This window comes from Streptomyces sp. B8-7 (assembly GCF_058833805.1).
In genome coordinates, this window is the sequence record NZ_JBYRRL010000001.1 from 1,665,618 (window position 1) to 1,689,476 (window position 23,859).

Sequence of the window (23,859 nt, forward strand, 5' to 3'; positions counted from 1 at the left end):
GGACTTGGGGTCCTCACGACGTCGGCGAGGGTTTTCCCTCTGCCGATCCCGCGGGCGGTACCGGATCCGGAAACGTCGGTACCGGATCCGGGAACGGCGGTACCGGATCCGGTGGGCACGGCGCCGGCCCGGCGGCCGGCGGGGGAGCGGTCGGCACCGGCTCGGGCACCGGATCCGGAGGCGACGTCTCCGGCTCGGAGGCAGCGGCGCCGGCTCCGGGGGGCAGCGGCGCCGGCTCCGGGGGCAGCGGCGCCAGCTCCGGGGGTGCCGGGCGACGGATCGGGGCGGCGGGACCGCCTCCGGAAACCCGGAAACGGAGTTGAACCGCACCGTGCGGGGCGCCGTGACGTTGGACAGGGCGCACGAGGACGATCGTGCCGCCTGTCGGATCACGGTCGGAGGCACCGCAGCCGCCACCCGGCAAAGTGATCCACGTCACAGTGAGGTCAGAGCCGTCATGTCCGTCGTACCCGACCCGTCCCCCGCCCCCGACCGCCCTCCGTCCACCCCTGCCGACCGCCCCCCGTCCGCCGTCGCAACCGCTTCCACGACGCGAGGAGACTCCGTGGCCACCGAGACACCGCCCCCCGCGAAGTCGGCGCACCGACTTCCCTCCGCCGAGGAGTTCGTCCAGGTGCAGCAGAGCGCGGAGTTCGGCGAACTGCGCCGTGCCCACCGCTCCTTCGCCTTTCCGCTCACCGTCGCCTTCATCACCTGGTACCTGCTGTACGTCCTGCTGTCGAACTACGCGGGCGGCTTCATGGGCACCAGGCTGTTCGGCAACGTCAACGTCGCCCTGACGCTGGGCCTCGCCCAGTTCCTCACCACGTTCCTCATCGCCTGGTGGTACTCGCGGCACGCCGCCGCGAAGCTCGACCCCGCGGCCGAGGTCATCAAGTCCCGGATGGAGGGCGGCGCATGAGCCCCGCGACCATCCTGGCCGCCAACGAGGCCAGCGAGCACCGGCCGCTGATCATCAGCCTGTTCGCCCTGTTCGTGGTGGCCACCCTGGTCATCACCGTGTGGGCGGGCCGGCAGACCAGGGACGCCGCCGACTTCTACGCCGGCGGCCGCCAGTTCAGCGCCTTCCAGAACGGGCTCGCCGTGTCCGGCGACTACATGTCCGCGGCGTCCTTCCTCGGCATCGCCGGCGCCATCGCCCTGTTCGGCTATGACGGCTTCCTGTACTCCATCGGCTTCCTCGTCGCCTGGCTGGTGGCGCTGCTCCTGGTCGCCGAACCGCTGCGCAACTCCGGCCGCTACACCATGGGGGACGTGCTGGCCTACCGTATGCGCCAGCGACCGGTCCGCACCGCGGCCGGCACCTCCACCATCGTCGTCTCGATCTTCTACCTGCTCGCCCAGATGGCCGGGGCCGGCGTTCTCGTCTCGCTGCTGCTCGGCATCACCTCCGACTCGGGCAAGGTCGGCATCGTCGCCCTGGTCGGCGTCCTGATGATCGTCTACGTCTCCATCGGCGGCATGAAGGGCACCACCTGGGTCCAGATGGTCAAGGCCGTGCTGCTCATCGGCGGCACCGTCCTGATCACCTTCCTGGTGCTGCTGAAGTTCGGCTTCAACATCTCCGACCTGCTGGGCAAGGCCGCCGACAACAGCGGCAAGGGCGCCGCCTTCCTGGAACCGGGCCTGCAGTACGGCGCCACCGGCACCTCCAGGCTCGACTTCATCTCCCTCGGCATCGCCCTGGTGCTCGGCACCGCCGGCCTGCCGCACATCCTGATCCGCTTCTACACGGTGCCCGACGCCAAGGCCGCCCGGAAGTCCGTGAACTGGGCAATCGGCATCATCGGCGGCTTCTACCTGATGACCATCGCGCTCGGCTTCGGCGCCGCGGCGCTCATCGGGCAGAAGGAGATCATCGAGTCCAACCCGTCCGGCAACACGGCCGCGCCGCTGCTCGCGCTCCACCTCGGCGGCGTCGACTCGGCCTGGGGCGCGATCCTGCTCGCCACGATCTCGGCGGTGGCCTTCGCGACCATCCTCGCCGTGGTCGCCGGACTCACCCTGGCCTCGTCCTCGTCGTTCGCCCACGACATCTACGCCAACGTCATCAAGAAGGGCCAGGCCACCGAGAAGGACGAGGTCAGAGCGGCCCGCCTGGCCACCCTCGGCATCGGCGCCGTCTCCATCCTGCTCGGCGCCCTCGCCCGCGACCTCAACGTGGCCGGACTGGTCGCGCTCGCCTTCGCCGTCGCCGCGTCCGCCAACCTGCCGACGATCCTGTACAGCCTGTTCTGGAAGCGGTTCACCACCCAGGGCGCCCTGTGGTCGATCTACGGCGGCCTGATCGTCGCCGTCGGCCTGGTGCTGTTCTCCCCGGTCGTCTCCGGCGACCCGAAGGCGATGTTCCCCGATGTCGACTTCGCCTGGTTCCCGCTGAAGAACCCCGGCATCATCTCCATCCCCTTCGGCTTCGTGATGGGCTGGCTCGGCACGATCCTGTCCGGGGAGGAGCCCGACACCGCGAAGTACGCGGAGCTGGAGGTCAGGTCCCTCACCGGCACCGGCGCCCACTGAGCGCACCCGTCCGTCCGGCCGCGTCGTAGCTCCCTACGACGCGGCCGGGTCGTACCTGGCGGATCGGGGCGGTGTGGTGGCCGGTGCCGTCGCGTAGGCTCGCAGTGAAGGACGGAGAACGACAGCGAAAGACAGCCGGGGAACGTCGGAGAGATCCGGAATCGTCCGGAATCCTCAACGATCGTCGAGGACCCGCCAGGGGCCGTCGACGTCAGGGACGGGTCAAGGACTGCCAAGAACTGCCGGAGACCGTCAAGGACGGTAAAGGACCGTCAAGGACTGTCAAGGACCGTCAAGAACAACGTGCGATCCGCTGTGCGGGAGGGGGCCGCGTGCTCATCGACAGCTTCGGCCGGACGGCCACCGATCTGCGAGTGTCACTCACCGACCGGTGCAATCTGCGCTGCACCTACTGCATGCCCGAGGAGGGCCTGCAGTGGCTGGCCAAGCCCGATCTGCTCACCGACGACGAGATCGTCCGCCTGATCGACATCGCCGTACGGCTGCTGGGCGTCGAGGAGGTCCGCTTCACCGGCGGGGAACCCCTCCTGCGGCCCGGCCTGGCCGGCATCGTCGAGCGGGTCGCCGCCCTCGACCCGCGTCCCCGGACCTCCCTCACCACCAACGGCATCGGCCTGCGGCGCACCGCGGCCGCCCTGAGGGCGGCGGGCCTGGACCGGGTCAACGTCTCCCTCGACACCCTGCGCCCCGACGTCTTCAAGACCCTCACCCGCCGTGACCGCCACCACGACGTCCTCGAAGGCCTGCTGGCCGCCCGCGAGGCCGGCCTCGACCCGGTCAAGGTCAACTCGGTGCTGATGCCCGGGCTCAACGACGACGAGGCCCCCGACCTGCTGGCCTGGGCCGTCGAGCACGACTACGAGCTCCGCTTCATCGAGCAGATGCCGCTGGACGCCCAGCACGGCTGGAAGCGCGAGGGCATGGTGACCGCCGGTGACATCCTCGCCTCCCTGCGCACCCGCTTCGACCTCACCCCCGAGGACTCCGAGGAGCGCGGCTCCGCCCCGGCGGAGCGCTGGCTGGTCGACGGCGGTCCCCAGCGGGTCGGTGTCATCGCCTCCGTGACCCGCCCCTTCTGCGCCGCGTGCGACCGGACCCGGCTCACCGCCGACGGCCAGATCCGTACCTGCCTGTTCGCCACCGAGGAGACCGACCTGCGGGCCGCCCTGCGCTCCGGCGTCCCCGACGAGGAGATCGCGCGCGTCTGGCGCACGGCCATGTGGGGGAAGAAGGCCGGTGCGGGCCTGGACGACCCGACGTTCGTCCAGCCGGACCGGCCGATGTCGGCCATCGGAGGCTGACCCGCCGGACACGCGGTCCCGGGGTGTGCCGCGCCCGCCCCGGGGTGCCGCCTCCCGGGCACGCAGGGCCTCAGGCCTGCCGGGACTCCCACTCCCGCAGCGTCACGACGTCCTTCAGGAAGCCGCGCACCCCGAGGAACTCCGACAGGTGCCCGCGGTGCTCCTCGCACGCCAGCCATGTCTTGCGCCGCTCCGGGGTGTGGATCCCGGGGTTGTTCCACGCCAGCACCCACACGGCGTCGGCGCGGCAGCCCTTCGCGGAACAGACAGGGAAGTCACTCACAGATTCGTCTCACAACCGCACGGGACAAGGCGACGCCGAGCAGCCACGGGGGGAGCTGCCCGGCGTCGGTCTGTCGCTCCGACGGGGGATGCGGAGCGCCTAGGCAGTATGTCACGCGCACCGGCCCGCAGGGCACCGGAACCGCACGATTCGGTACGGCCCCCGTTCCGCCGCCGCACCACCGCACTCAGGCCCGGTCACCGGGCTCGGAATCCGGGTGGTCGTCCTCCTGCCGCGAGGGTGTGATCACCGGCCGCGACGGACCGCCCACGAACGTCGACGGCAGCCCCGGCGCGTTCTCCCGCCCGGCGTTCGCGATCACCACCGCGATGTAGGGCAGCACCAGACCGAGCACCAGCGCCACGATCGCCACATGCCGTTCCACGTTCCACAGCACGGCCGCCAGCACCACCGACAGCGTGCGCACACTCATCGAGATGACGTACCGGCGCTGACGCCCGCGGACATCGTCCTGGAGCCCCTGCCGGGCCCCGGTGATCCGGAACACCTGGGCGCTGCCGCCACCATGCCGCATCCGCATCACAATCCACCAACCGCCTGCCTCGGACCTCGCCCGGCCCGCTCACCACCCGTTCCCGTGAGGACCCGGGTCCGGACCCTGTCCACGGTACGCCGCGGCCGGGCCGCCTTCGAGACCGGGGCACCCGTCGGCCTGCCGGAACGGCCCGGCCGGAGCACACACGCCCCGGCCGACATGCGGCACCGGACGACCGCACCCAGACTGAGGGCAGTGTTCCGCCGGATCCGTCAGGGAGGCGACCGTGGGCTGGTTGTGGGCGATCATCGTCGGGTTCGTGCTGGGTCTGATCGCCAAGGCGATCCTGCCCGGCAAGCAGCACAGCCCGCTCTGGCTGACCACCGTCTTCGGCATGATCGGCGCCGTCGCCGGCAACGCCATGGCCCGCGGCTTCGGGGTGGAGGAGACCCCCGGCATCGACTGGAGCCGCCATATCTTCCAGCTGGTCGCAGCGGTGGTCATCGTGGGCTTCGGCGACCAGCTGTACGTGGCGACGCTCGGCAAGCGCAAGCGGCGGGTGTGACCGCCGGCCCCGCGCGGAACCGGCCCCCGCACGCGACCGCGAACCGCACGCCCGCCCCACCACGACGGGGCACCACCACCGTGACCACGGGGGACGGCCCCGCACCGAGGAAGGCCGCGCCCCCGGTGCGGGGCGCGGCCTTCCTCGGTGCGGCCGGTCGCGGCCCGGCCGTGGCGCTCAGGCGCCGGTGACCTCCACGGCGGCCAGGTTCCTCTTGCCGCGCCGCAGCACGAGCCACCGCCCGTGCAGCAGGTCCGCCCCGTCCGGTACGGCGTCCTCGGCGGTGACCTTCGCGTTGTTCACGTAGGCCCCGCCCTCCTTCACCGTCCGGCGGGCCGCCGACTTGCTCGCGGCCAGGCCCACCTCGGCGAACAGGTCGACCACCGGCGCCAGCTCGGCGACCTTGGTGTGCGGGACCTCCGACAGCGCCGCGGCCAGCGTCCGCTCGTCGAGCTCGCCCAGCTCGCCCTGACCGAACAGAGCCCGCGACGCGGCGACGACCGCCCCGGTCTGGCCGGCGCCGTGCACCAGCGTGGTCAGTTCCTCCGCCAGCGCCCGCTGCGCGGCACGCGCCTGCGGCCGCTCCTCGGTCTGCCGCTCCAGGTCCTCGATCTCCGCCCGGGAGCGGAAACTGAAGATCCGCAGGAACTTCGACACGTCCCGGTCGTCCGCGTTCAGCCAGAACTGGTAGAACGCGTACGGCGTGGTCATCTCCGGGTCCAGCCACACCGTGCCCGACTCGGTCTTGCCGAACTTCGTGCCGTCCGCCTTGGTGATCAGCGGCGTCGCCAGTGCGTGCACCGCCGCGTGCGGCTCCACCCTGTGGATCAGGTCGGCACCCGCGGTGAGGTTGCCCCACTGGTCGCTGCCGCCGGTCTGCAGTGTGCAGCCGTGCCGCCGGTACAGCTCCAGGAAGTCCATGCCCTGGAGGATCTGGTAGCTGAACTCGGTGTAGCTGATGCCGGCGTCCGAGTGCAGCCGGCGGGCGACGGCCTCCTTGGAGATCATCTTGTTGACCCGGAAGTGCTTGCCGACGTCCCGCAGGAACGCGATGGCCGACATGCCCTGCGTCCAGTCCAGGTTGTTGACCATCGCGGCGGCGTGCGGGCCCTCGAAGTCCAGGAACCGCTCGATCTGACCCCGCAGCCGGGACACCCAGCCGGCCACCACCTCGGGGTCGTTCAGCGTGCGCTCCGCCGTCGGCTTGGGGTCGCCGATCAGCCCGGTGGCCCCCCCGACCAGCCCCAGCGGACGGTTGCCCGCCTGCTGCAGGCGCCGCATCGTCAGAATCTGCACGAGGTTGCCCAGGTGCAGACTCGGCGCGGTCGGGTCGAAACCGCAATAGAACGTGACGGGGCCGTCCGCGAACGCCTTGCGCAGTGCGTCCTCGTCGGTGGAGAGGGCGATGAGCCCGCGCCACTTCAGCTCGTCGACGATGTCCGTCACGGTTCTCGTGTCTCCTCGGATGATCTTCAGGCGGTCGAGCGACCGCCACCCCTGAGGTTATACGCCCTGGCTGACCGAGCTCATATTGAAATCGGGGACCCGCAGCGCCGGCATCGCGGCCCTGGTGAACCAGTCGCCCCACTCCCGGGGCAGCGTGCGCTCGGTGCGCCCCGCCTCGGTGACCCGGCCCAGCAGGGAGACCGGCGACTCGTTGAACCGGAAGTTGTTCACCGCACCGGTCACCTCGCCGTTCTCCACCAGATACACACCGTCCCGGGTCAGGCCGGTGAGCAGCAGCGACGCCGGGTCGACCTCGCGGATGTACCACAGGCACGTCAGCAGCAGCCCCCGCTCGGTGCTCGCGACCATGTCGTCCAGGGAGCGGTCCGCGCCGCCCTCCAGGACCAGGTTGTCCACGGCCGGGGCGAGCGGCAGTCCGGTCAGCTCGGCGGTGAACCGGCTGGTGACCAGGTTCTTCAGCTCGCCCCCGGCGATCCACTCGGTGGGCGCGAGCGGCAGCCCGTTGTCGAACACCGACGCGTCGCCGCCCGAGGAGTGCGCCAGCACGAACGGCAGCGACTCCAGGCCCGGCTCGTGCGGGTCGCTGCGCAGCGTCAGCGGCAGATCGCTGAGCCGCTCGCCGAGCCGGGTCCCGCCGCCGGGCCGCGAGAACACCGTGCGGCCCTCGGCCGCGTCCCGCCCCGACGCCGACCACATCTGGTAGATCAGCAGGTCCGCGACGGCGGTCGGCGGCAGCAGCGTCTCGTACCGCCCGGCCGGCAGGTCGACCCGCCGCCCGGCCCAGCCGAGACGCACCGCCAGCTCGGCGTCCAGCGCCGCCGGGTCGACGTCCTCGAAGTCCCGCGTGGCGCGGCCCGCCCAGGCCGACCGCGTCCGGTCCGGCGACTTGGCGTTCAGCTCCAGCGTGCCGTTCGGCTGGTCGTGCCGCAGCCGCAGCCCCGTGGAGGTGCCCAGATAGCTCGACGTCATCTCGTGGAGGGCGAAACCGTACAGCTCGCGGTCGCCGGCCCGGGCCCGGGCGAACGCCTCGCCCAGCGCGGGCGCGAAGTCGGCGAACACCGCGGAGGAGGTCTCCGCGGGCGCCTCCGTGAAGCCGGGGGAGCCGGGGGAGCGCCGCGCCGTGTCCCCGCCGGTGATCAGCGGGCGGGCGTCCTCGGCGGGCGCGGCCCCGCGCGCGGCGTCCTCGGCGGCCCGCACCAGCGGCTCCAGCTCGTCGGCGGTCACCGCCGCCCGCGAGACCACACCGGAGGCGGTGCCCTCCTTGCCGTCCACGGTCGCGATCACCGTGAGCGTACGGCCGCGGGTGACACCGTTGGTGGTCAGCGCGTTGCCCGCCCAGCGCAGGTTCGCGCTCGACTGCTCGTCGGCGATGGCGACACACCCGTCCGCGCGGGACAGTTCGAGGACGCGCTCGACGATCTCGTGCGGCTTGCTCGTACGGGCGCTCATCGGCGGGCCTCCTGGGTGGTGTGGTGTCGGAACGTGCCCCGGGGACGCCCCCCGGGGCCCTGGCTGAACCCGGCCGCGGCGCTCACCGGCCCGCCTCCCGCGTGGTGTTGAGGATGCTGACGCCCCGGAACAGGGCCGAGGGGCAGCCGTGCGACACGGCCGCGACCTGGCCGGGCTGGGCCTTGCCGCAGTTGAAGGCACCGCCCAGCACATACGTCTGCGGCCCGCCCACCGCCGTCATCGAGCCCCAGAAGTCCGTCGTGGTGGCCTGGTAGGCGACGTCCTTGAGCTGTCCGGTGATCCGGCCGTTCTCGATCCGGAAGAAGCGCTGCCCCGTGAACTGGAAGTTGTACCTCTGCATGTCGATCGACCAGGACCGGTCGCCGACGACGTAGATCCCGCGGTCGACGCCGCCGATCAGATCCTCCGTCGACAGCCCGGCCGGGTCCGGCCGGAGCGAGACGTTGGCCATGCGCTGCACCGGCACATGGCCGGGGGAGTCGGCGAAGGCGCACCCGTTGGACCGCCCGAGCCCGGTCAGCCGGGCGATCCTGCGGTCGAGCTGGTACCCGACCAGGGTGCCGTCCCGCACCAGGTCCCAGGACTGCGCCTCGACGCCCTCGTCGTCGTAGCCGACGGTCGCCAGGCCGTGCTCGGCGGTCCGGTCGCCCGTGACGTTCATCAGCTCCGAGCCGTACCGCAGCCTGCCGAGCTGGTCGAAGGTGGCGAAGGAGGTGCCGGCGTAGGCCGCCTCGTAGCCCAGCGCCCGGTCCAGCTCCGTGGCGTGCCCGACGGACTCGTGAATGGTCAGCCACAGGTTGGACGGGTCGACGACGAGGTCGTACGCGCCCGGCTGCACGCTCGGCGCACGCATCTTCTCGGCGAGCAGCTCCGGGATCTGCTCCAGCTCGGCGTCCCAGTCCCAGCCGGTGCCGGTCAGGTACTCCCAGCCCCTCCCGGCCGGCGGCGCGAGCGTGCGCATGGAGTCGAACTCGCCGCTGGAGGCGTCCACCGACACCGCCGTCAGCTGCGGGTGCAGCCGCACCCGCTGCTGGGTGGTCACGGTGCCCGCCGTGTCGGCGTAGAACTTGTTCTCGTGCACGGTGAGCAGCGCGGCGTCCACGTGGTCGACGCCCGGCGCCGCCAGCAGCCGCTCGCTCCACTCGGCCAGCAGCCCCGACTTCTCCTCGTCGCTCACGGCGAACGGGTCGGTCTCGTACGACGACACCCAGGTCTTCTCCGCGTGCACCGGCTCGTCCGCCAGCTCCACCCGCTCGTCCGACCCGGCCGCCCTGGTCACCTGCGCGGACAGCCTGGCCATCGCCACCGCCTGTCCGGCGACCCGTGCCGCCGCGTCCATCGACAGGTCGACACCCGAGGCGAACCCCCAGGTCCCGCCGTGCACGACCCGCACCGCGTAGCCGAGGTCGGTGACGTCGGACGCCCCGGCCGGCCTGGCGTCCCGCAGCCGCCACGACGCGCTGCGCACCCGCTCGAACCGGAAGTCGGCGTGCTCCGCGCCCAGGGCCCGCGCCCGGGCCAGCGCGGCGTCGGCGAGGGCGCGCAGCGGGAGTGCCGTGAACGACTGATCGATTTCATGGGGCACGGGCGGGATTCCCTTCGGGCGCTTGCCTGAGATGACCGTCGGGGGGCAGTGAACCACGTCCCGCTGCGCGGCCCACCGCGATGTCCGGGCTTGATCCACCGTGGGCGCGGCACCGGCCCGAACTGTAGGGACCCGACAGCGCGGGGCCCGTGCCACTGTGGGTGCCCGAATGCCCGCCCCGGCGGGACGCCCGATAGGTTTTCAATGAAGCCGCCTGTCATCCAGGTGTCCGGGCGGGCAGGACCGCTATCGAAAGGGTGATCCGTTGAGCCGCTCGGTTCTCGTCACCGGAGGAAACCGGGGCATCGGCCTCGCCATCGCCCGCGCTTTCGCCGACGCCGGCGACAAGGTCGCGATCACGTACCGCTCGGGTGAGCCGCCCGCCGTCCTCGCGGAGCTGGGCTGCCTCGCCGTCCGGTGCGACATCACCGACCCCGAGCAGGTGGAGCAGGCCTACAAGGAGATCGAGGACGCCCACGGCCCCGTCGAGGTGCTCGTCGCCAACGCCGGCGTCACCAAGGACCAGCTCCTGATGCGCATGTCCGAGGAGGACTTCACCTCGGTCGTCGACACCAACCTCACCGGCACCTTCCGCGTCGTCAAGCGCGCCAACCGCGGCATGCTGCGCGCCAAGAAGGGCCGCGTGGTCCTGATCTCCTCGGTCGTCGGTCTGCTGGGCTCCGCGGGGCAGGCGAACTACGCCGCCTCCAAGGCCGGCCTGGTCGGCTTCGCGCGCTCCCTCGCCCGTGAGCTGGGTTCGCGCAACATCACCTTCAACGTCGTCGCGCCCGGCTTCGTCGACACCGACATGACCAAGGTGCTCACCGACGAGCAGCGCGCGAACATCGTGTCGCAGGTCCCGCTCGGCCGTTACGCGCAGCCGGACGAGATCGCCGCGGCCGTGCGGTTCCTCGCCTCGGACGACGCCTCGTACATCACTGGAGCCGTCATCCCCGTTGACGGCGGACTGGGAATGGGTCACTGAACACCATGAGCGGAATTCTCGAGGGCAAGCGCGTCCTGATCTCCGGTGTGCTGATGGAGTCCTCCATCGCCTTCCACGCCGCCCGACTGGCCCAGGAGCAGGGTGCCGAGATCATCCTGACCGCGTTCCCGCGGCCCACGCTGACGGAGCGCATCGCCAAGAAGCTCCCCAGGCCCACCAAGGTCATCGAGCTCGACGTCACCAACGACGAGCACCTGGGCCGCCTGGCCGACCTGGTCGGCGAGGAGCTCGGCGGCCTGGACGGCGTGGTGCACTCCATCGGCTTCGCCCCGCAGGACGCACTCGGCGGCAACTTCCTCAACACGCCGTTCGAGTCCGTGGCGACGGCCATGCACGTCTCGGCGTACTCCCTGAAGTCGCTGACCACGGCCTGCCTGCCGCTGATGCAGAACGGCGGCTCGGTCGTCGGCCTCACCTTCGACGCCCAGTTCGCCTGGCCGCAGTACGACTGGATGGGCCCGGCCAAGGCCGCCCTGGAGGCCACCAGCCGCTACCTGGCGCGCGACCTGGGCAAGCAGAACATCCGCTGCAACCTCGTCTCCGCCGGCCCGCTCGGCTCCATGGCCGCCAAGTCCATCCCCGGCTTCGGCGAGCTGGCCTCCGTCTGGGACACCCGCTCCCCGCTGGAGTGGGACCTGAAGGACCCCGAGCCGGCCGGCCGCGGCATCGTCGCCCTGCTCAGCGACTGGTTCCCCAAGACCACCGGCGAGATCGTCCACGTGGACGGCGGCCTGCACGCCATCGGCGCGTAACCGCACCCGCTCCTCCCACGCCCGCCCCGGCGCCGGCGCCCACGCCCCGTCCCCGCACCGCGCGGGGGCGGGGCGTCACCCGTTCGGCCCCTCCGGCCGGGCGGGGAGCGGGGCCGGCCGGGCACCCTGGATCACGTGTCCACCGCGTGATTTCCTCCCCAGCCCGGCCGAGGAGGTTCTCTTGTGCGCCTGTCCCGAAGCCTGGCCCCGGCGACCCTCGCCCTCGCCCTCGCCCTCTGCGCCCCGCACGAGGCGACGTCCCACGCGCGGGCGTCCGAGGACCCTGCCACGCCCCACGGCGCCGAGTGCCGCACAAGCGTCCAGGGCTCCCACGTCGTCGCCCACTGCCACAACGCCTACCCGTCCGTCGACCGGGTCCGACTGCACATCGAGTGCGACCGCTGGTGGGACCTCGACAGCGACAGCCCGCCCGCCGACGCCGGTCCCGCCGAGACCGTCCGGCTGACCGGCCGGTGCTGGAAGGAGATCCGCTCCGTGTGGATCAGTCACCAGCTGCGGTGAGACCGGTGACGGGGGCGCGCGGACGGGATCCCGTGCGGGACCGCGCGCGTACGGGGCCTCGTGCGGGACCGCGCGCGCAAGGCCGCCGGCGACGGCTGACGGTTCTCAGGCGCGGGTGCGGGGGCCTTGCGGACCTGCGCGCGTGCGGAGTGCCTCCGGCTCCCGGGCGTGCTTCCGCGGCCCGCGCCGTCGACGGGCCCGCCGTCGGCCGGCCCGTGGCCGTGCGGGCCGGCCGACGGCGGGCGGGAGCCGGCGTTCAGCCCGCGGAGCCGGTCAGAGGCGCCTGGCGGCACCCCAGGGGGTAGCTCGCGGCCTCCGCGGCCGCCGTCTCCGCGTCGCCCGCGCGGATCGCGTCCAGGAGCCTCGCGTGGTCCATGTACGTCTCCGGCGTCAGCTCCTCACCCACGTCCTCGCGCAGCCAGTCGCGCAGCACCTCGCCCAGGTCGGCGTACATCGCCGTCATGACGTCGTTGTGCGAGGCCGCGACCACGGCCAGGTGGAACGTCGCGTCGGCCGTCACGAAGGCCTCCGTCCCACCGGACCGCCACGCCTCCTCACGGCGCCGCAGCAGCGTCTCCAGCTGCCGCAGGTCACGCTCGGTGCGCCGCTCGGCGGCCAGCTTCGCCGCGCTCGACTCCAGCGTGGACCGCAGCTCGGCGATGTGGCGCGGGTCGGCGTCCGCGAACCGCCGGTGCATCACCCCGGCCAGCTCGCTGGTGGCCACCACATAGGTGCCCGAGCCCTGGCGGATGTCGAGCAGACCGTTGTGCGCGAGCGCCCGCACCGCCTCCCGCACGGTGTTCCGGGCGACCCCGAGCTGTTCCACCAGCTCCGGCTCGGTGGGGATACGGGACCCGACCGGCCACTCACCCGAGGTGATCTGGTGGCGCAGTGCGGCGATGACCTGCTCGGACAGGGCCGAGCGGCGGGGATGGCTCAGGGGCATGACTCACCTTTGCACGACCGCGACCGCCAGGGGCCGAGCGGGAATGGACAACCAATCATCCCATGATTCTATGATGAGAGGCATGGCCGCCGAGAAGACACGACTCATGACCCCCCTGAAGAGCACCGACCGCCCGAGCACCGCCCCCGCCCCCACCGGCGGCCCGGCCTCCGCCACGCGCGCGTGGCGGGCGCGGCTGCTCGTCGTCGCCCTCGTGCTGACCGCGCTCAACCTCCGGCCCGCCATCACCAGCCTCGGCGCCCTGCTGGAGGAGGTCCGCGACGGACTCGGCATGAGCGGCACCATGGCCGGGCTGCTCACCTCGGTACCACCGCTGTGCTTCGCCGCCTTCGGCGTCACGGCCCCGCGCCTGGCCCGCCGCTTCGGGCCCGGCGCCGTGGTGTGCGCCGGCATGGCCGCCATCGCCACCGGACTGCTCGTACGGCCCTATGTGAGCAGCACACCCGTCTTCCTCGCCGCCAGCGCGCTCGCCCTCATGGGCATCGCGGTGAGCAACGTGCTGATGCCGGTCCTCGTCAAGCGCTGGTTCCCCGACCGGGTCGGCTCCATGACCGGCCTCTACTCCATGGCCCTGGCGCTGGGCACCTCCGCCGCGGCGGCCGCGACCGTGCCCCTGACCGACGCCCTGGGCGGCAGCTGGCGGACCGGCCTCGCCGTGTGGTCGGCGCTCGCCGCGGCCGCCGTCCTGCCCTGGCTGGCGTTCGTGCGGCGGCCGAAGCCCGAGCAGCCCGGCGGCGTGGCCCCCTACGCGGGGGCACGCGCGCGGGGGGCGGACCGCGGCGCCGACGCCCCGGTGCCGGCCGCCCACGGCACCGGGGCGGCCTCCGGACGTGCCGAGCGGCAGCCGGAGACCCTGCGCATCACCCGCAGCCGCACCGCGTGGGCGCTCGCCGTGTTCTTCGGCCTGCAGGCCACCGCCGCCTACGTGACGATGGGCTGGATGGCCCAGATCTTCCGCGACGCGGGTGTGGCCGCCTCCACCGCCGGTGTGCTGCTCGCCGTGACGATGGCGATGGGCGTGCCGCTCGCCTTCGTCATTCCCCGGCTGGCCACCCGGCTGCCCCACCAGGGCCCCATGGTCCTCGCGCTCGGCGTCTGCGGCCTGGCCGGATACGGAGGCCTCGCGTTCGCCCCGGCCGGCGGCGCCTGGGCCTGGGCGGTGCTGCTCGGCATCTCCAACTGCGCCTTCCCGCTCGCCCTGACCATGGTCGGCATGCGCGCCCGTACCGGGGGCGGCGTGGCCCAGCTCTCGGCCTTCGCGCAGAGCACCGGCTATCTGGTCTCCGTCCCCGGTCCGCTCCTGGTCGGCGTGCTCTACCAGCACACCGGCGGCTGGAGTGTGCCCCTCGCCCTCATGGCCGCGCTGATGCTGCCGCAGATGTGCGTCGGCTTCCTCGCGGGCCGGGACCGCACCGTGGAGGACGAGGCCGCCGCCCGGACCTGACCGCCCGGACCCGGCCGCCCGGACCCGGCCGCCCGGACCCGGCCGCCCGGACCTGACCGCCCGGACCTGACCGCCCGGACCCGGCCGCCCGGACCCGGCCGCCGGGTCGGGCAGCCCCGGCCGGGCCCGGCGGCGCGGCGGGTGCGCCTCGCCGCCTGCGTCGGAGCAGGCGGGGGTATGCCCGTGTCCGTGTCCGCCCTCGTGGTCCGCTCTCGTGGTCCGCTCCCGTACGGCGCCCGGAGAGCGTCGCCCCGGGGCGACGCCGAGGCCGGGCCCGGAGCCGGGTCCGGGCCGGGGCGGGGCGTCCGTGCGGATGCCGGGGCGCGCCCGCCCGGACCCCGGGGCCCGGGCCGCGCGATGCGGGTGCGAGACTGGCGGTATGCCCGTGCTCGACCCGAACCCCCAGAACGGCCAGCGGAAGATGCTGATCGTCTTCGGCGCGTTCCTCGCCGTCTTCGTCGTCATCGCGGTCATCGCGTCGATCGCCGCACCCTGACCCGGCCCCGCCCCGCGCGGCGGGGGTGGGGGTAACCCCCCGTCCCCTAGGGGGTGAGGCTCAGGGGCAAGTGGGTGGATCACCGGATGGGTTGACGGACGCCGGGCCCGTAGCGTCGAGATGTGGCCGCGAGGAGCGGATCACGGACCACTCGAAGCCCTGCGGAGGCACGCATGACGGCCACGACGCACACCCCGCCCCGCACCCCGGGCGCCCCGGGCCGGACCGCCGCCCCCCGTGGCGCCGCCGCCCGCCTGCCGTGGTGGGCGCTGGCGCTGCCCGTCCTCGCCTTCCTCGCGCTCTTCTCCCTCATACCCGACCCCGCCGAAGCCCACGCCACGCCCGGCGGCGCCTCGGCGGTCGCCCATCTCGTCGAGCGCGCCCAGGAGCTGTTCCCCCTCGGGCGATGATCACTGCTCACAGCCCGGCCCGCCCCGGTCGCCGCTGGTGACGGCCGGTGGGGAGGCCTGTCAACTCCCTGCGCCTTGTGGCGTGTTTCATGCGAAGCTGGAACGCATGAGCGTCGCAGAACCCCGCAGGATCGTCCTCTTCCGCCACGCAAAGGCCGACTGGCCGCAGGTGAACGACCATGAGCGGCCGCTCGCCGAGCGGGGCCGCATGGACGCCGCAGTCGCCGGACGCAAGCTGGCCGACACCGGCATCCCCTTCGATCTCGCCGTGTGCTCCACGGCCGTCCGGACCCGCGAGACCTGGAAGCTCGCCGTCCACGAGTTCCCGCACCGGCCGAAGACCGTCTACGAGGAGCGGATCTACGAGGCCTCCCCGGGCGAGCTGATCACGGTGCTCAACGAAACCCCCGACGACGCCCGCAACCTCGTCCTCATCGGCCACAACCCCGGCGTCCACGGCCTCGCCGACATCCTCGCCGGTACAGCCGAGGCCGACTGCGCCACACGGATGAACAGCCGCGGCTTCCCCACCGCGGCCTACGCCGTGCTGACCTTCGCGGGGCCCTGGAAGACCCTGGAGCCCGGCTCCGGCACCCTCGTCGACTACTGGGCGCCGTAGGGCCGAGCCGATCCCACGCCCCGGGGGCCCGGCGCCGGGAGACGGCGCCGGGAGACGGCACCGGGCCCCGCCGTCTCAGGCCTGCGGCCCGCCGGGCTCCGGCCCTGCGCTCGCGCCGCGCGCCGGACGCCCGGGCCTCGCCCGGCGAGGTGCCCTTCAACTGGGCCGGGCGGATCAGTCCGCGCCGTGCGTGTCCGCCGCCTCGACCTCTTCCCGCGTGATGCCCAGCAGGTACAGCACCGCGTCCAGGAACGGCACGTTCACCGCCGTGTGCGCTGCCTCCCGCACCACGGGCTTGGCGTTGAAGGCGACCCCCAGTCCGGCCGCGTTCAGCATGTCGAGGTCGTTGGCGCCGTCGCCGATCGCCACCGTCTGCGACAGCGGAACCCCCGCCTCGGCGGCGAACCGGCGCAGCAGCCGCGCCTTGCCCGCCCGGTCCACGATCTCGCCGGTGACCCTGCCGGTGAGCCTGCCGTCCACGATCTCCAGCGTGTTGGCCTGGGCGAAGTCCAGCCCCAGCCGCTCCTTGAGGTCGTCGGTGACCTGGGTGAACCCGCCGGAGACGACACCGACTTGGTAGCCGAGCCGCTTCAGTGTCCGGATGAGGGTGCGCGCGCCCGGCGTCAGCCGCACCTCGGCGCGCACCTTGTCCACCACCGAGGCGTCCAGCCCGGCCAGCAGAGCCACCCGCGCGTGCAGCGACTGCTCGAAGTCCAGCTCCCCGCGCATCGCGGCCGCCGTCACCTCGGCGACCTCGCTCTCGCACCCCGCGTGCGCGGCGAAGAGCTCGATCACCTCGTCCTGGATCAGCGTGGAGTCGACGTCCATCACGACCAGGCGCTGCGCGCGCCGGTGCAGCCCCGCCGCGACGACCGCCACGTCCACGCCGAGCGCGGCGGCATCCGTCACCAGCGCCGTGCGCAGCGGCTCCGTCTCCACGCCGGACACCGCGAACTCCACCGCCGTCACGGGGTACTTCGCCAGCCGGAAGACACGGTCGATGTTCGCGCCGACCCGGGTGATCCTCGCCGCGATCGAGGCCGTCGCCTCGGCGGTGAGCGGATGCCCGAGCACCGTGACCAGGGACCGGCCGAGCCCGCGCGGCCGGTTGTCGCCGATGCCGGAGATGATCTCCGCCTGCATCCTCATCGACTCGGCCCAGCTGTGCACGGTCGCCCTCAGGTCGCCCTCCGTGCCCTGCGGCGGCTCGGTGACCAGGGCGCACAGCACGATCCGGCCGCGGGTGACGACCTGCTCGATGTCGACCACGTCGACCGAGTAGGCGGCGAGGGTGTCGAAGAGTCCGGCCGTGATGCCCGGCCTGTCCTTGCCGAAGATCTTGACAAGGAGGGTGGGGACCTCAGAGGTCTGCGAAGCACTCATGGTGCTCCCACCGTATCCGGCACCCAGTGCCGTCCGCCCCCGAGGTCCGCCTGGCGGACAGGGAACTCCGGGCGTCCGCTCGACGGCGCGCACCGGGCGCCCGGGCGACGGTTCCGTCCGCGGGGGCGGCTCAGCGCCCTCCGCGCGGCGGCCGCGGTGGCGGAGGGCCGGGTGGCGGGGGCCCGGGTGGCGGGGGCGGCCCCTCCTCGGGGGAGGTCGGGGGCCGCTTCCCGGGCGGAGCCCCGCCGGCGCGCCCCGGTGGCCGGGACGGGGGCGGTTCGGCGGGACTGATCACGGTCGGCGCGCCGGAGAGATCACCGGACGGGTCCTCCGGTGGAACGCCCCGCCACGGCCCCGGAGACCGGGCGTCACCGTCCCCCGGTGCCCCGCCGCGCCCGCCCTCTCCGCCACCCGCCCCGCCTCCGCCCCGCGCCCCGCCGCCCCTGCCGCCGCTCGGGCCGCCCGCCCCGCCGCTCCGGCCGTCGGAGCCCGGCCCGTACGGAGCGCCCCTCTCCTGCACGGGCCGCCCGTCGCCCGCCTGCCCGTGCCGTCCGTCGCCCCGCCGTCGGTACGGTCCGTCGCCGGGCCCGCCGTGGCCGCCGTACCCGCCCCGGCCCGGCCCGCCGTACCCGCCGTCGGCCGGGTCCCCGTACCTGCCGCCCGGTCCCGGGCCGCCCGCACCGGGGCCGCCCGCACCGCCCCCGGCATCGGGCGGGCCGCCCCCCGGCTCGGGCCGGACCACCGCGCCGGGCGGCCGGGCGTCCTCGGGCTCCCGCAGCGCTCCGGGGATCCGCAGATAGGGGTTGGTGGCGGGGTCCGGCGGCCGGTACGGCCTGCCGGGCGCGTACGGCCCCGGCAGACCCGGCGTCCCCGCTCGGGCCGGGCCGCCCGCCCCGTCACCCCGTGCCAGCGGCGCGACCCGCCGCCCCGCTGCCCCGCACACCCAGGCCAGCAGCCCGCCGACGGCACCCGCCCCCGCGCCCCACACCGCGCCGAGCAGCGCTGCCGTGCCGGGCCGCGCCCGCAGCCACACGCCGGAACCGAACGCGTCGAAGCCCAGCACCGACAGCGAGGCGTCCACCGACACCTCCGCCAGCCACCCCAGCACGGGCAGCGCGGCGGCCGTGACGATGCCGAGCCGCAGCGCGCACACCCCGGCGAACCGCGACGCGCCGGGGCCGCGGCCCCGCGCGGCACCCGCACCGTCCCAGGCCGCCCGCACGGCCGGAGCCCCGCCGCTCGCCGCGCCCGGTCCGGCACCGGGGAGCGGTGTCCGGACCGCGACCAGCACCCCCGCGAGCAGCATCGCGGCGGCCGCCGCCACCCCCAGCAGCCACACCCGCGCGTCCAGTTCCGCCAGCCGGGCCAGCGTCACCGGCCCGGCCGAGCCGGAGAGCAGTTCGTCCAGCGGATCCGGCAGGAAGCGGGTCAGGACCCCGGTGGCCCGGCCGTCGTACGGCACGAGGAGCCCGACCGGCAGACCCAGCCACACCCCGTTGGGCGCGCCGAGCAGCGCCGCGCCGGCGATGCGGCGGGGGTGTTCGTCGCCGAACGCGGCGTATCCGGCGGCGGACCAGCCCGCGGCCACCGCCAGCAGCAGCACGGTCACCAGCGCCGAGACGGCCGGCCGCACGACCCGGTGCACGGCCCGCAGCCGGGCGGGCAGGGGAGTGCGGCGCGAGGCGAGCAGCGCGACGAGCAGCACGCCGGCCGCCCAGACCGTGCCGCCCAGCAGGGTGGGCGCGGTGTCGACGGTGAACCCGACGGCGGCCTCGGCGTCGATGAGGTCGCCGACCCGGTCCGGCAGCAGCCCGCCGATGTCCCCGACGTCGCCGAGCCCCGGTACGGTGAGGCCGCCCGAGCCGCCCGAGCCGCCCGAGCCTCCGGTACCGGGCAGCCGGTCCAGTCCGAGCCGGCTGCCGTCGATCGTGACGACGTCGTGGCCGGCCCAGGCCAGACCGCCGAGCACCGCCAGGAACAGCGCCAGCACCGCACCCGCGCGGGCGGCGAGTTCGGCGCCCGGGACGGTGGCTCCGGCCGTCCGCAGGGATCGCAGGAAGAACCAGGACAGCAGCAGGGCGCCGACGAGGCCGACGCCCAGTGGCGTGATTCCGACGGCCCCGGTGGCCTCCGCGCCGTGCAGGCCGTACGCGGACACGTCGCCGGACGGTGTCACCGAGCCGCCCGCGGCGAGCGCCACCACGGCGGCCGTCATCGGCCCGAGCGAGCCCGCCGTGTCCGCGCCCAGCAGATGCAGCCCCAGCGCCGCCGTACCCGCCATCCCGATCAACGCCCAGCTCACGGCGGCGACCGCGGCCGTCACCACGTCGATCCACGGAACCCTGTTATCCGGCTGCCCAGTTGCGGCCCTCATGGCAGACCCCCCGATCCGCGAGGCGGCGCGGACGCCGCGCATGTCCCCTCTCGCGTGGAATACCACTTACCGCGCAGGTTTCAACCCCCGCCGGCGACACCGTGCCGACAGGCGCCGGCACGGCCTTCGCAAGGCCCGACTTTCGGACGGGGGGCCGCTCCTGGAATAGTTCCCCCCGATGTTCGCCATCCCTAGACTCCCCGCGACGGGGGCAATTCGGGGGACAACTCAGTGGGGCATGGAGTGCCGGAACTCGTACTGCAGACAAACGGACGGACCTGGACGCTGGACCCGTCCCGGTCCTACACACTCGGACGCGACCCGCAGGGAGACGTCGTGTTCGACGACGCCAGGGTCTCCTGGCGACACGCCACGGTCCGCTTCGACGGGCGCAGTTGGCTCATCGAGGACCACGGCAGCACCAACGGCACGTTCGCCGGGGGCCGGCGGATCCACCAGCTGGAGATCGGCCCGGGCAGCGCGCTCCACCTGGGCAACGCGACCGACGGGCCCGAGGTCAGCCTGACGGGTGCCCAGGCCGGCGCCGCCGTGCCGCAGGCGCAGCCGCACCAGCCCTACGCCGCCCAGGGCGCGGGCGCCGGCCGGCCCCAGCAGCCCGCACCCCAGCAGGCTCCCCACCAGGCCCCGCACCACCAGGCCCCGCCCCAGCAGGCGCCCCGGCACCCCGCCCCGCAGGCCGACCGGCCGCACCCGCAGGTCCCCCAGCAGCACGGCGGCCCCGGCGCGGGCACCCCGCCGGCCTACGGCGACCGCAGCCCGACCACGTTCCACCAGTTCTCCATCGGCCGGGTGATGCGCATCGGCCGTGCCCTGGAGAACGACCTGGTGGTCTCCGACCTCCAGGTCTCCCGCCACCACGCGGAGTTCCACTCCACGCCCGACGGCCGCATGGAGATCCGCGACCTCGGCTCCCACAACGGCACGTACGTCAACGGCCAGCCGATCGCCAAGAGCGGCTCCGCGGTGCTCGGCGCGGCCGACATCGTCGGCGTCGGCCACTCCACGTTCCGCGTCGTCGGCGACCGCCTGGAGGAGTTCGTCGACACCGGCGAGGTGTCCTTCTCGGCCCGCCACCTGACGGTCACCGTCGACGGCGGCAAGCAGATCCTGAAGGACGTCTCCTTCGGCGTGCCGGAGAAGTCGCTGATCGCGGTCATCGGACCGTCCGGCTCCGGCAAGTCCACCCTGCTCAAGGCGCTCACCGGCTACCGGCCCGCCGACCAGGGCGAGGTCCTCTACGACAACCGCGACCTGTACAAGCAGTTCGCCGAGCTGCGCCAGCGCATCGGCCTCGTTCCGCAGGACGACATCCTGCACAAGGAACTCAGCGTCAAGAAGGCCCTCAAGTACGCCGCCAAGCTGCGCTTTCCCGCCGACACCACGGCCGCCGAGCGCGAGGCCCGCATCGACGAGGTGCTGCGCGAACTCAAGCTCGACATCCACAAGGACAAGAAGGTCACGTCCCTGTCCGGCGGCCAGCGCAAGCGCGTCTCGGTCGCCCTGGAACTGCTCACCAAGCCGTCGCTGATATTCCTCGACGAGCCCACCTCGGGTCTCGACCCGGGCATGGACCGCGACGTGATGCAGCTGCTGCGCGGCCTCGCCGACGACGGCCGCACCGTCCTCGTCGTCACCCACTCCGTCGCCGAGCTGGCTCTGTGCGACAAGCTGCTGGTGATGGCGCCGGGCGGCTCCGTCGCCTACTTCGGCCCGCCCGAGGAGGCGCTGAACTTCTTCGGCTACGACACCTGGGCCGACGTCTTCTCCGCCTTCGAGAACTACCGCGACTACGACTGGGCCGGCCGCTGGAAGGGCTCCCAGCACTACCAGATGTACGCCGCGGACATCGACGCCGTAGCCCCGCAGGCCGTACAGGTGCCGGCCATGCAGGCCATGAAGCCGCCGAAGCCGCAGGGCTGGATGTCGCAGTTCGTCACCCTCGTGCGCCGCTATGTGTCGGTGATCGCCTCCGACAAGGGCTTCCTCGCCCTGACGGTGATCCTGCCGGCGGTGCTCGGTGCGGTGTCCCTGCTCATCGACGCCGACCGCGGACTGCTGCCCAACCCGCCCAACGGGGCCGGCCGGATCATCCCCAACGGCACCGCCACCACCGTCCTGCTGATCCTCGCCGTCGGCGCCTGCTTCGCGGGCGCCGCGAACTCCGTCCGCGAGCTGATCAAGGAACGGGTCATCTACGAGCGGGAGCGCGCCACCGGCCTGTCCCGCTCGGCCTATCTGATGTCCAAGGTGTTCGTGCTCGGCATGATCACCGTGTTCCAGGGGCTGCTGGTCGGCGTCATCGGCTTCTCCAGCCGGGAGATCCCCGAGGAGGGCCTGGTCCTCGGCGGCGCCACGCTGCTGGAACTGTCCGTGCCGATCATGGCGCTGGGCTTCACGTCGATGATGTTCGGCCTGATCATCTCCTCGCTGGTGAAGACCGCCGAGAAGACGATGCCCCTGCTCGTCATGTTCGCGATCATCCAGGTGGTCTTCACCGGCTGCCTGTTCGTCCTCAACGGCACGGTCGGTGTCAACCAGTTCTCGTACCTGATGCCCTCGCGCTGGGCGGTCGGCGCTGCGGGCGCCACGCTCGACTTCAACCGGATCAGCCCGCCCGAGCCGGGGGCCGGCACCGATCCGCTGTGGGAGCACACCGCCGGCGCCTGGACCATGGACATGGCCGCCCTGCTCGCGCTCGGCGTGATCTGCGGCTTCTTCGTGGCCCGCTTCCTGCGCCGCCACGAGCCCGAGGTCATGCGCAAGTAGCCGCGGGCACCCCGTACCACGCCGAAGGGCGGCACCCCGTCAGGAGGGTGCCGCCCTTCGGCGTGCCGGTACCGGGCTCCGCGCCAGACCTCAGTACGCGCTGTTGACGTTGTCGATCGAGCCGTAGCGGTCGGCCGCGTAGTTCGCGGAGGCGACGATGTTGGCGATCGGGTCGTACTGGCTCCAGGCCGTGCCGGGGACGTGGTAGGCGTCGAAGGTCGGCTTGATGATCTGCAGCAGACCGATCGAGGGGACGCCGTTGATGGCGTTGATGTCCCAGTCGTTGATCGCGTTCGGGTTGCCCGAGGACTCCCGCATGATGTTGCGGTGCAGGCCGTTGTAGGTGCCCGGGATGCCCTTGTCGTGCATGATGTCCAGGGCCTCGCGGATCCAGCCGTCCAGGTTGTTCGCGTAGGCCTTCTTGGGCGCGGCCTTCTTCGGCGCGGCCTTCTTCACCTGGGCACGCTGCGCGGACCGGCTCGCGGCCTCCTTCGCGGCGCGCTCCTTGGCGGCCTTCGCGGCGCGCTCCTTCGCGGCGCGCTCCTTCGCGGCCTTCTCCGCGGCCTTCTTCTTCGCCTGCTCGGCTGCCTTCTGCTTGGCCTCGGCGGCGGCCTTCTTCTGCGCGGCGGCCTCGACGGCGGCCTTGTGCTGGGCCTCGATCGCCTCGACCTTCACCGCGGACGCGGCGAGCCGGTCGGTGAGGGTCGCCCGGACCTCGGTCACCTGCTTCCCGGACTGGTACGCCACGGGAGCGGCGACCGGAGCCTCGGCCGTCGTGGTCTCCGCGTTCGCGGGCACCACGGAGAAGGCCAGCGCGGCGGCGCCGAGCGTGGCGACACCGGCGAGGGCGAACTTGTGGTTCCTGGTCAGCGTGCGGCCGCGACCGGGTTTCTGGATGATCTTGAGCATGGCTGGTGGACCTCTTCGGATAGCGCGGAGGTCGCTCTGCGTCCGGCGGGAAACCTCTTCGTCCGGCGGGGCGCGGGGTGCTGCCCACACGAACGCCGCGGGGTGCGAGACCCGCGGCGCTGAGCGACGGCAGCCATTCTTAGCGAGCGCAAAATTGCCAGGCAAAGGTGTGACGTACGATCCCCGGTAGTGGATCAGGGAGGGGCAAATCAGGACAGACTGGGCCGTCTGTCCCGCTCGCACCGGAGTGCCCGTCTCCTATGCCCCTTCGTACGTGACCTGCGCCCTATGCGCGGCCTCACACGGGCCGCACGGTGAACTCACCGAACGTCGCGACCGCAACGCTCTGTGTGAACGCTCTCCTCCCGAAGGACGCCCCCCGTGCCTGCGGCCTCCTCCCGCGGTCGGTCCCGTGCGGCTCCCCGTCGTACGTCCGGCCGACGGGGCCCTCCGCCCGGTGCGGG

21 protein-coding genes are annotated in these 23,859 nt (G+C 73.2%); 12 read left to right on the forward strand and 9 right to left on the reverse strand.

Features of this window, described 5'->3' with window-relative positions:
- Positions 1–565 precede the first annotated feature (565 nt).
- The 3 genes from AC5K6T_RS06950 to moaA all read left to right on the forward strand — a co-directional run bounded on the left by AC5K6T_RS06950 (position 566) and on the right by moaA (position 3,860).
- Positions 566–922, forward strand: a complete 357-nt coding sequence (locus AC5K6T_RS06950; RefSeq protein ID WP_493206545.1) for a DUF485 domain-containing protein — start codon at positions 566–568, stop codon at positions 920–922.
- Positions 919–2,538 carry a monocarboxylic acid transporter gene (locus AC5K6T_RS06955; RefSeq protein WP_493206547.1) on the forward strand — a complete coding sequence of 540 codons (1,620 nt, stop codon included), beginning with the start codon at positions 919–921 and terminating at the stop codon, positions 2,536–2,538. The genes AC5K6T_RS06950 and AC5K6T_RS06955 overlap by 4 nt, the downstream gene beginning before the upstream one ends.
- Before the next feature lie 332 nt (positions 2,539–2,870).
- A complete protein-coding gene (gene moaA / locus AC5K6T_RS06960; protein ID WP_493206549.1) occupies positions 2,871–3,860 on the forward strand; it encodes a GTP 3',8-cyclase MoaA in 990 nt (329 codons plus the stop codon).
- A gap of 70 nt (positions 3,861–3,930) precedes the next feature.
- Here moaA and AC5K6T_RS06965 read toward each other — a convergent pair whose 3' ends face one another.
- Together AC5K6T_RS06965 and AC5K6T_RS06970 are read right to left on the reverse strand one after the other, a co-directional pair.
- Positions 3,931–4,143, reverse strand: coding sequence for a hypothetical protein (locus AC5K6T_RS06965; RefSeq protein WP_493206551.1), 213 nt, complete (start codon positions 4,141–4,143; stop codon positions 3,931–3,933).
- Positions 4,144–4,330: 187 nt separating this feature from the next.
- Positions 4,331–4,684, reverse strand: coding sequence for a DUF3099 domain-containing protein (locus AC5K6T_RS06970; RefSeq protein ID WP_493206552.1), 354 nt, complete (start codon positions 4,682–4,684; stop codon positions 4,331–4,333).
- Between the two features lie 241 nt (positions 4,685–4,925).
- Here AC5K6T_RS06970 and AC5K6T_RS06975 point away from each other — a divergent pair, with 241 nt between their 5' ends.
- Complete coding sequence (locus AC5K6T_RS06975; RefSeq protein ID WP_493206554.1) at positions 4,926–5,204, forward strand: GlsB/YeaQ/YmgE family stress response membrane protein; 279 nt, start codon at positions 4,926–4,928, stop codon at positions 5,202–5,204.
- A 177-nt stretch (positions 5,205–5,381) separates the two neighbouring features.
- On the opposite strand, the gene tyrS is transcribed toward AC5K6T_RS06975, so the two are convergent.
- The 3 genes from tyrS to AC5K6T_RS06990 all read right to left on the reverse strand — a co-directional run bounded on the left by tyrS (position 5,382) and on the right by AC5K6T_RS06990 (position 9,726).
- Positions 5,382–6,650, reverse strand: coding sequence for a tyrosine--tRNA ligase (gene tyrS / locus AC5K6T_RS06980; RefSeq protein ID WP_493206556.1), 1,269 nt, complete (start codon positions 6,648–6,650; stop codon positions 5,382–5,384).
- Positions 6,651–6,707: 57 nt separating this feature from the next.
- Positions 6,708–8,120, reverse strand: coding sequence for a metallopeptidase TldD-related protein (locus tag AC5K6T_RS06985; protein ID WP_493206558.1), 1,413 nt, complete (start codon positions 8,118–8,120; stop codon positions 6,708–6,710).
- Between the two features lie 82 nt (positions 8,121–8,202).
- Entirely contained in the window at positions 8,203–9,726 is a 1,524-nt protein-coding gene (locus AC5K6T_RS06990) for a TldD/PmbA family protein (protein WP_493206560.1), read from the reverse strand.
- Positions 9,727–9,991: 265 nt separating this feature from the next.
- Here AC5K6T_RS06990 and fabG point away from each other — a divergent pair, with 265 nt between their 5' ends.
- The 3 genes from fabG (at position 9,992) to AC5K6T_RS07005 (ending at position 12,006) form a co-directional block, all read left to right on the forward strand.
- On the forward strand, positions 9,992–10,711 hold the full coding sequence (gene fabG / locus AC5K6T_RS06995; RefSeq protein ID WP_493206561.1) for a 3-oxoacyl-[acyl-carrier-protein] reductase: 720 nt from the start codon (positions 9,992–9,994) through the stop codon (positions 10,709–10,711).
- 5 nt (positions 10,712–10,716) lie between these two features.
- Positions 10,717–11,484, forward strand: a complete 768-nt coding sequence (gene fabI / locus AC5K6T_RS07000) for an enoyl-ACP reductase FabI (RefSeq protein WP_493206562.1) — start codon at positions 10,717–10,719, stop codon at positions 11,482–11,484.
- A 183-nt stretch (positions 11,485–11,667) separates the two neighbouring features.
- Positions 11,668–12,006: a hypothetical protein gene (locus AC5K6T_RS07005; RefSeq protein ID WP_493206564.1), complete on the forward strand. Its 339-nt coding sequence runs from the start codon at positions 11,668–11,670 to the stop codon at positions 12,004–12,006.
- A gap of 256 nt (positions 12,007–12,262) precedes the next feature.
- Here AC5K6T_RS07005 and AC5K6T_RS07010 read toward each other — a convergent pair whose 3' ends face one another.
- On the reverse strand, positions 12,263–12,952 hold the full coding sequence (locus tag AC5K6T_RS07010; protein ID WP_493206566.1) for a FadR/GntR family transcriptional regulator: 690 nt from the start codon (positions 12,950–12,952) through the stop codon (positions 12,263–12,265).
- Between the two features lie 70 nt (positions 12,953–13,022).
- On the opposite strand from AC5K6T_RS07010, the gene AC5K6T_RS07015 reads away from it, so the two are divergent.
- The 4 genes from AC5K6T_RS07015 (at position 13,023) to AC5K6T_RS07030 (ending at position 15,942) form a co-directional block, all read left to right on the forward strand.
- Positions 13,023–14,417, forward strand: coding sequence for a CynX/NimT family MFS transporter (locus tag AC5K6T_RS07015; RefSeq protein WP_493206567.1), 1,395 nt, complete (start codon positions 13,023–13,025; stop codon positions 14,415–14,417).
- A 379-nt stretch (positions 14,418–14,796) separates the two neighbouring features.
- Positions 14,797–14,913 (forward strand): SGM_5486 family transporter-associated protein, encoded by a 117-nt coding sequence (locus AC5K6T_RS07020; RefSeq protein WP_493206568.1) that lies wholly within the window; start codon positions 14,797–14,799, stop codon positions 14,911–14,913.
- 173 nt (positions 14,914–15,086) lie between these two features.
- The gene (locus AC5K6T_RS07025; protein ID WP_493206570.1) at positions 15,087–15,323 is read left to right on the forward strand and encodes a hypothetical protein; all 237 of its coding nucleotides are present in this window, start codon (positions 15,087–15,089) and stop codon (positions 15,321–15,323) included.
- Between the two features lie 106 nt (positions 15,324–15,429).
- Entirely contained in the window at positions 15,430–15,942 is a 513-nt protein-coding gene (locus tag AC5K6T_RS07030; protein ID WP_493206572.1) for a SixA phosphatase family protein, read from the forward strand.
- Positions 15,943–16,116: 174 nt separating this feature from the next.
- On the opposite strand, the gene serB is transcribed toward AC5K6T_RS07030, so the two are convergent.
- Together serB and AC5K6T_RS07040 are read right to left on the reverse strand one after the other, a co-directional pair.
- Positions 16,117–17,325 (reverse strand): phosphoserine phosphatase SerB, encoded by a 1,209-nt coding sequence (serB, locus tag AC5K6T_RS07035; RefSeq protein WP_493206573.1) that lies wholly within the window; start codon positions 17,323–17,325, stop codon positions 16,117–16,119.
- Positions 17,326–17,455: 130 nt separating this feature from the next.
- A complete protein-coding gene (locus AC5K6T_RS07040) occupies positions 17,456–19,699 on the reverse strand; it encodes a streptophobe family protein (protein ID WP_493206575.1) in 2,244 nt (747 codons plus the stop codon).
- A gap of 243 nt (positions 19,700–19,942) precedes the next feature.
- Here AC5K6T_RS07040 and AC5K6T_RS07045 point away from each other — a divergent pair, with 243 nt between their 5' ends.
- A complete protein-coding gene (locus tag AC5K6T_RS07045) occupies positions 19,943–22,486 on the forward strand; it encodes an ABC transporter ATP-binding protein/permease (RefSeq protein WP_493206577.1) in 2,544 nt (847 codons plus the stop codon).
- Positions 22,487–22,576: 90 nt separating this feature from the next.
- On the opposite strand, the gene AC5K6T_RS07050 is transcribed toward AC5K6T_RS07045, so the two are convergent.
- Positions 22,577–23,395, reverse strand: coding sequence for a transglycosylase SLT domain-containing protein (locus tag AC5K6T_RS07050; protein WP_493206579.1), 819 nt, complete (start codon positions 23,393–23,395; stop codon positions 22,577–22,579).
- Positions 23,396–23,859 lie beyond the last annotated feature (464 nt).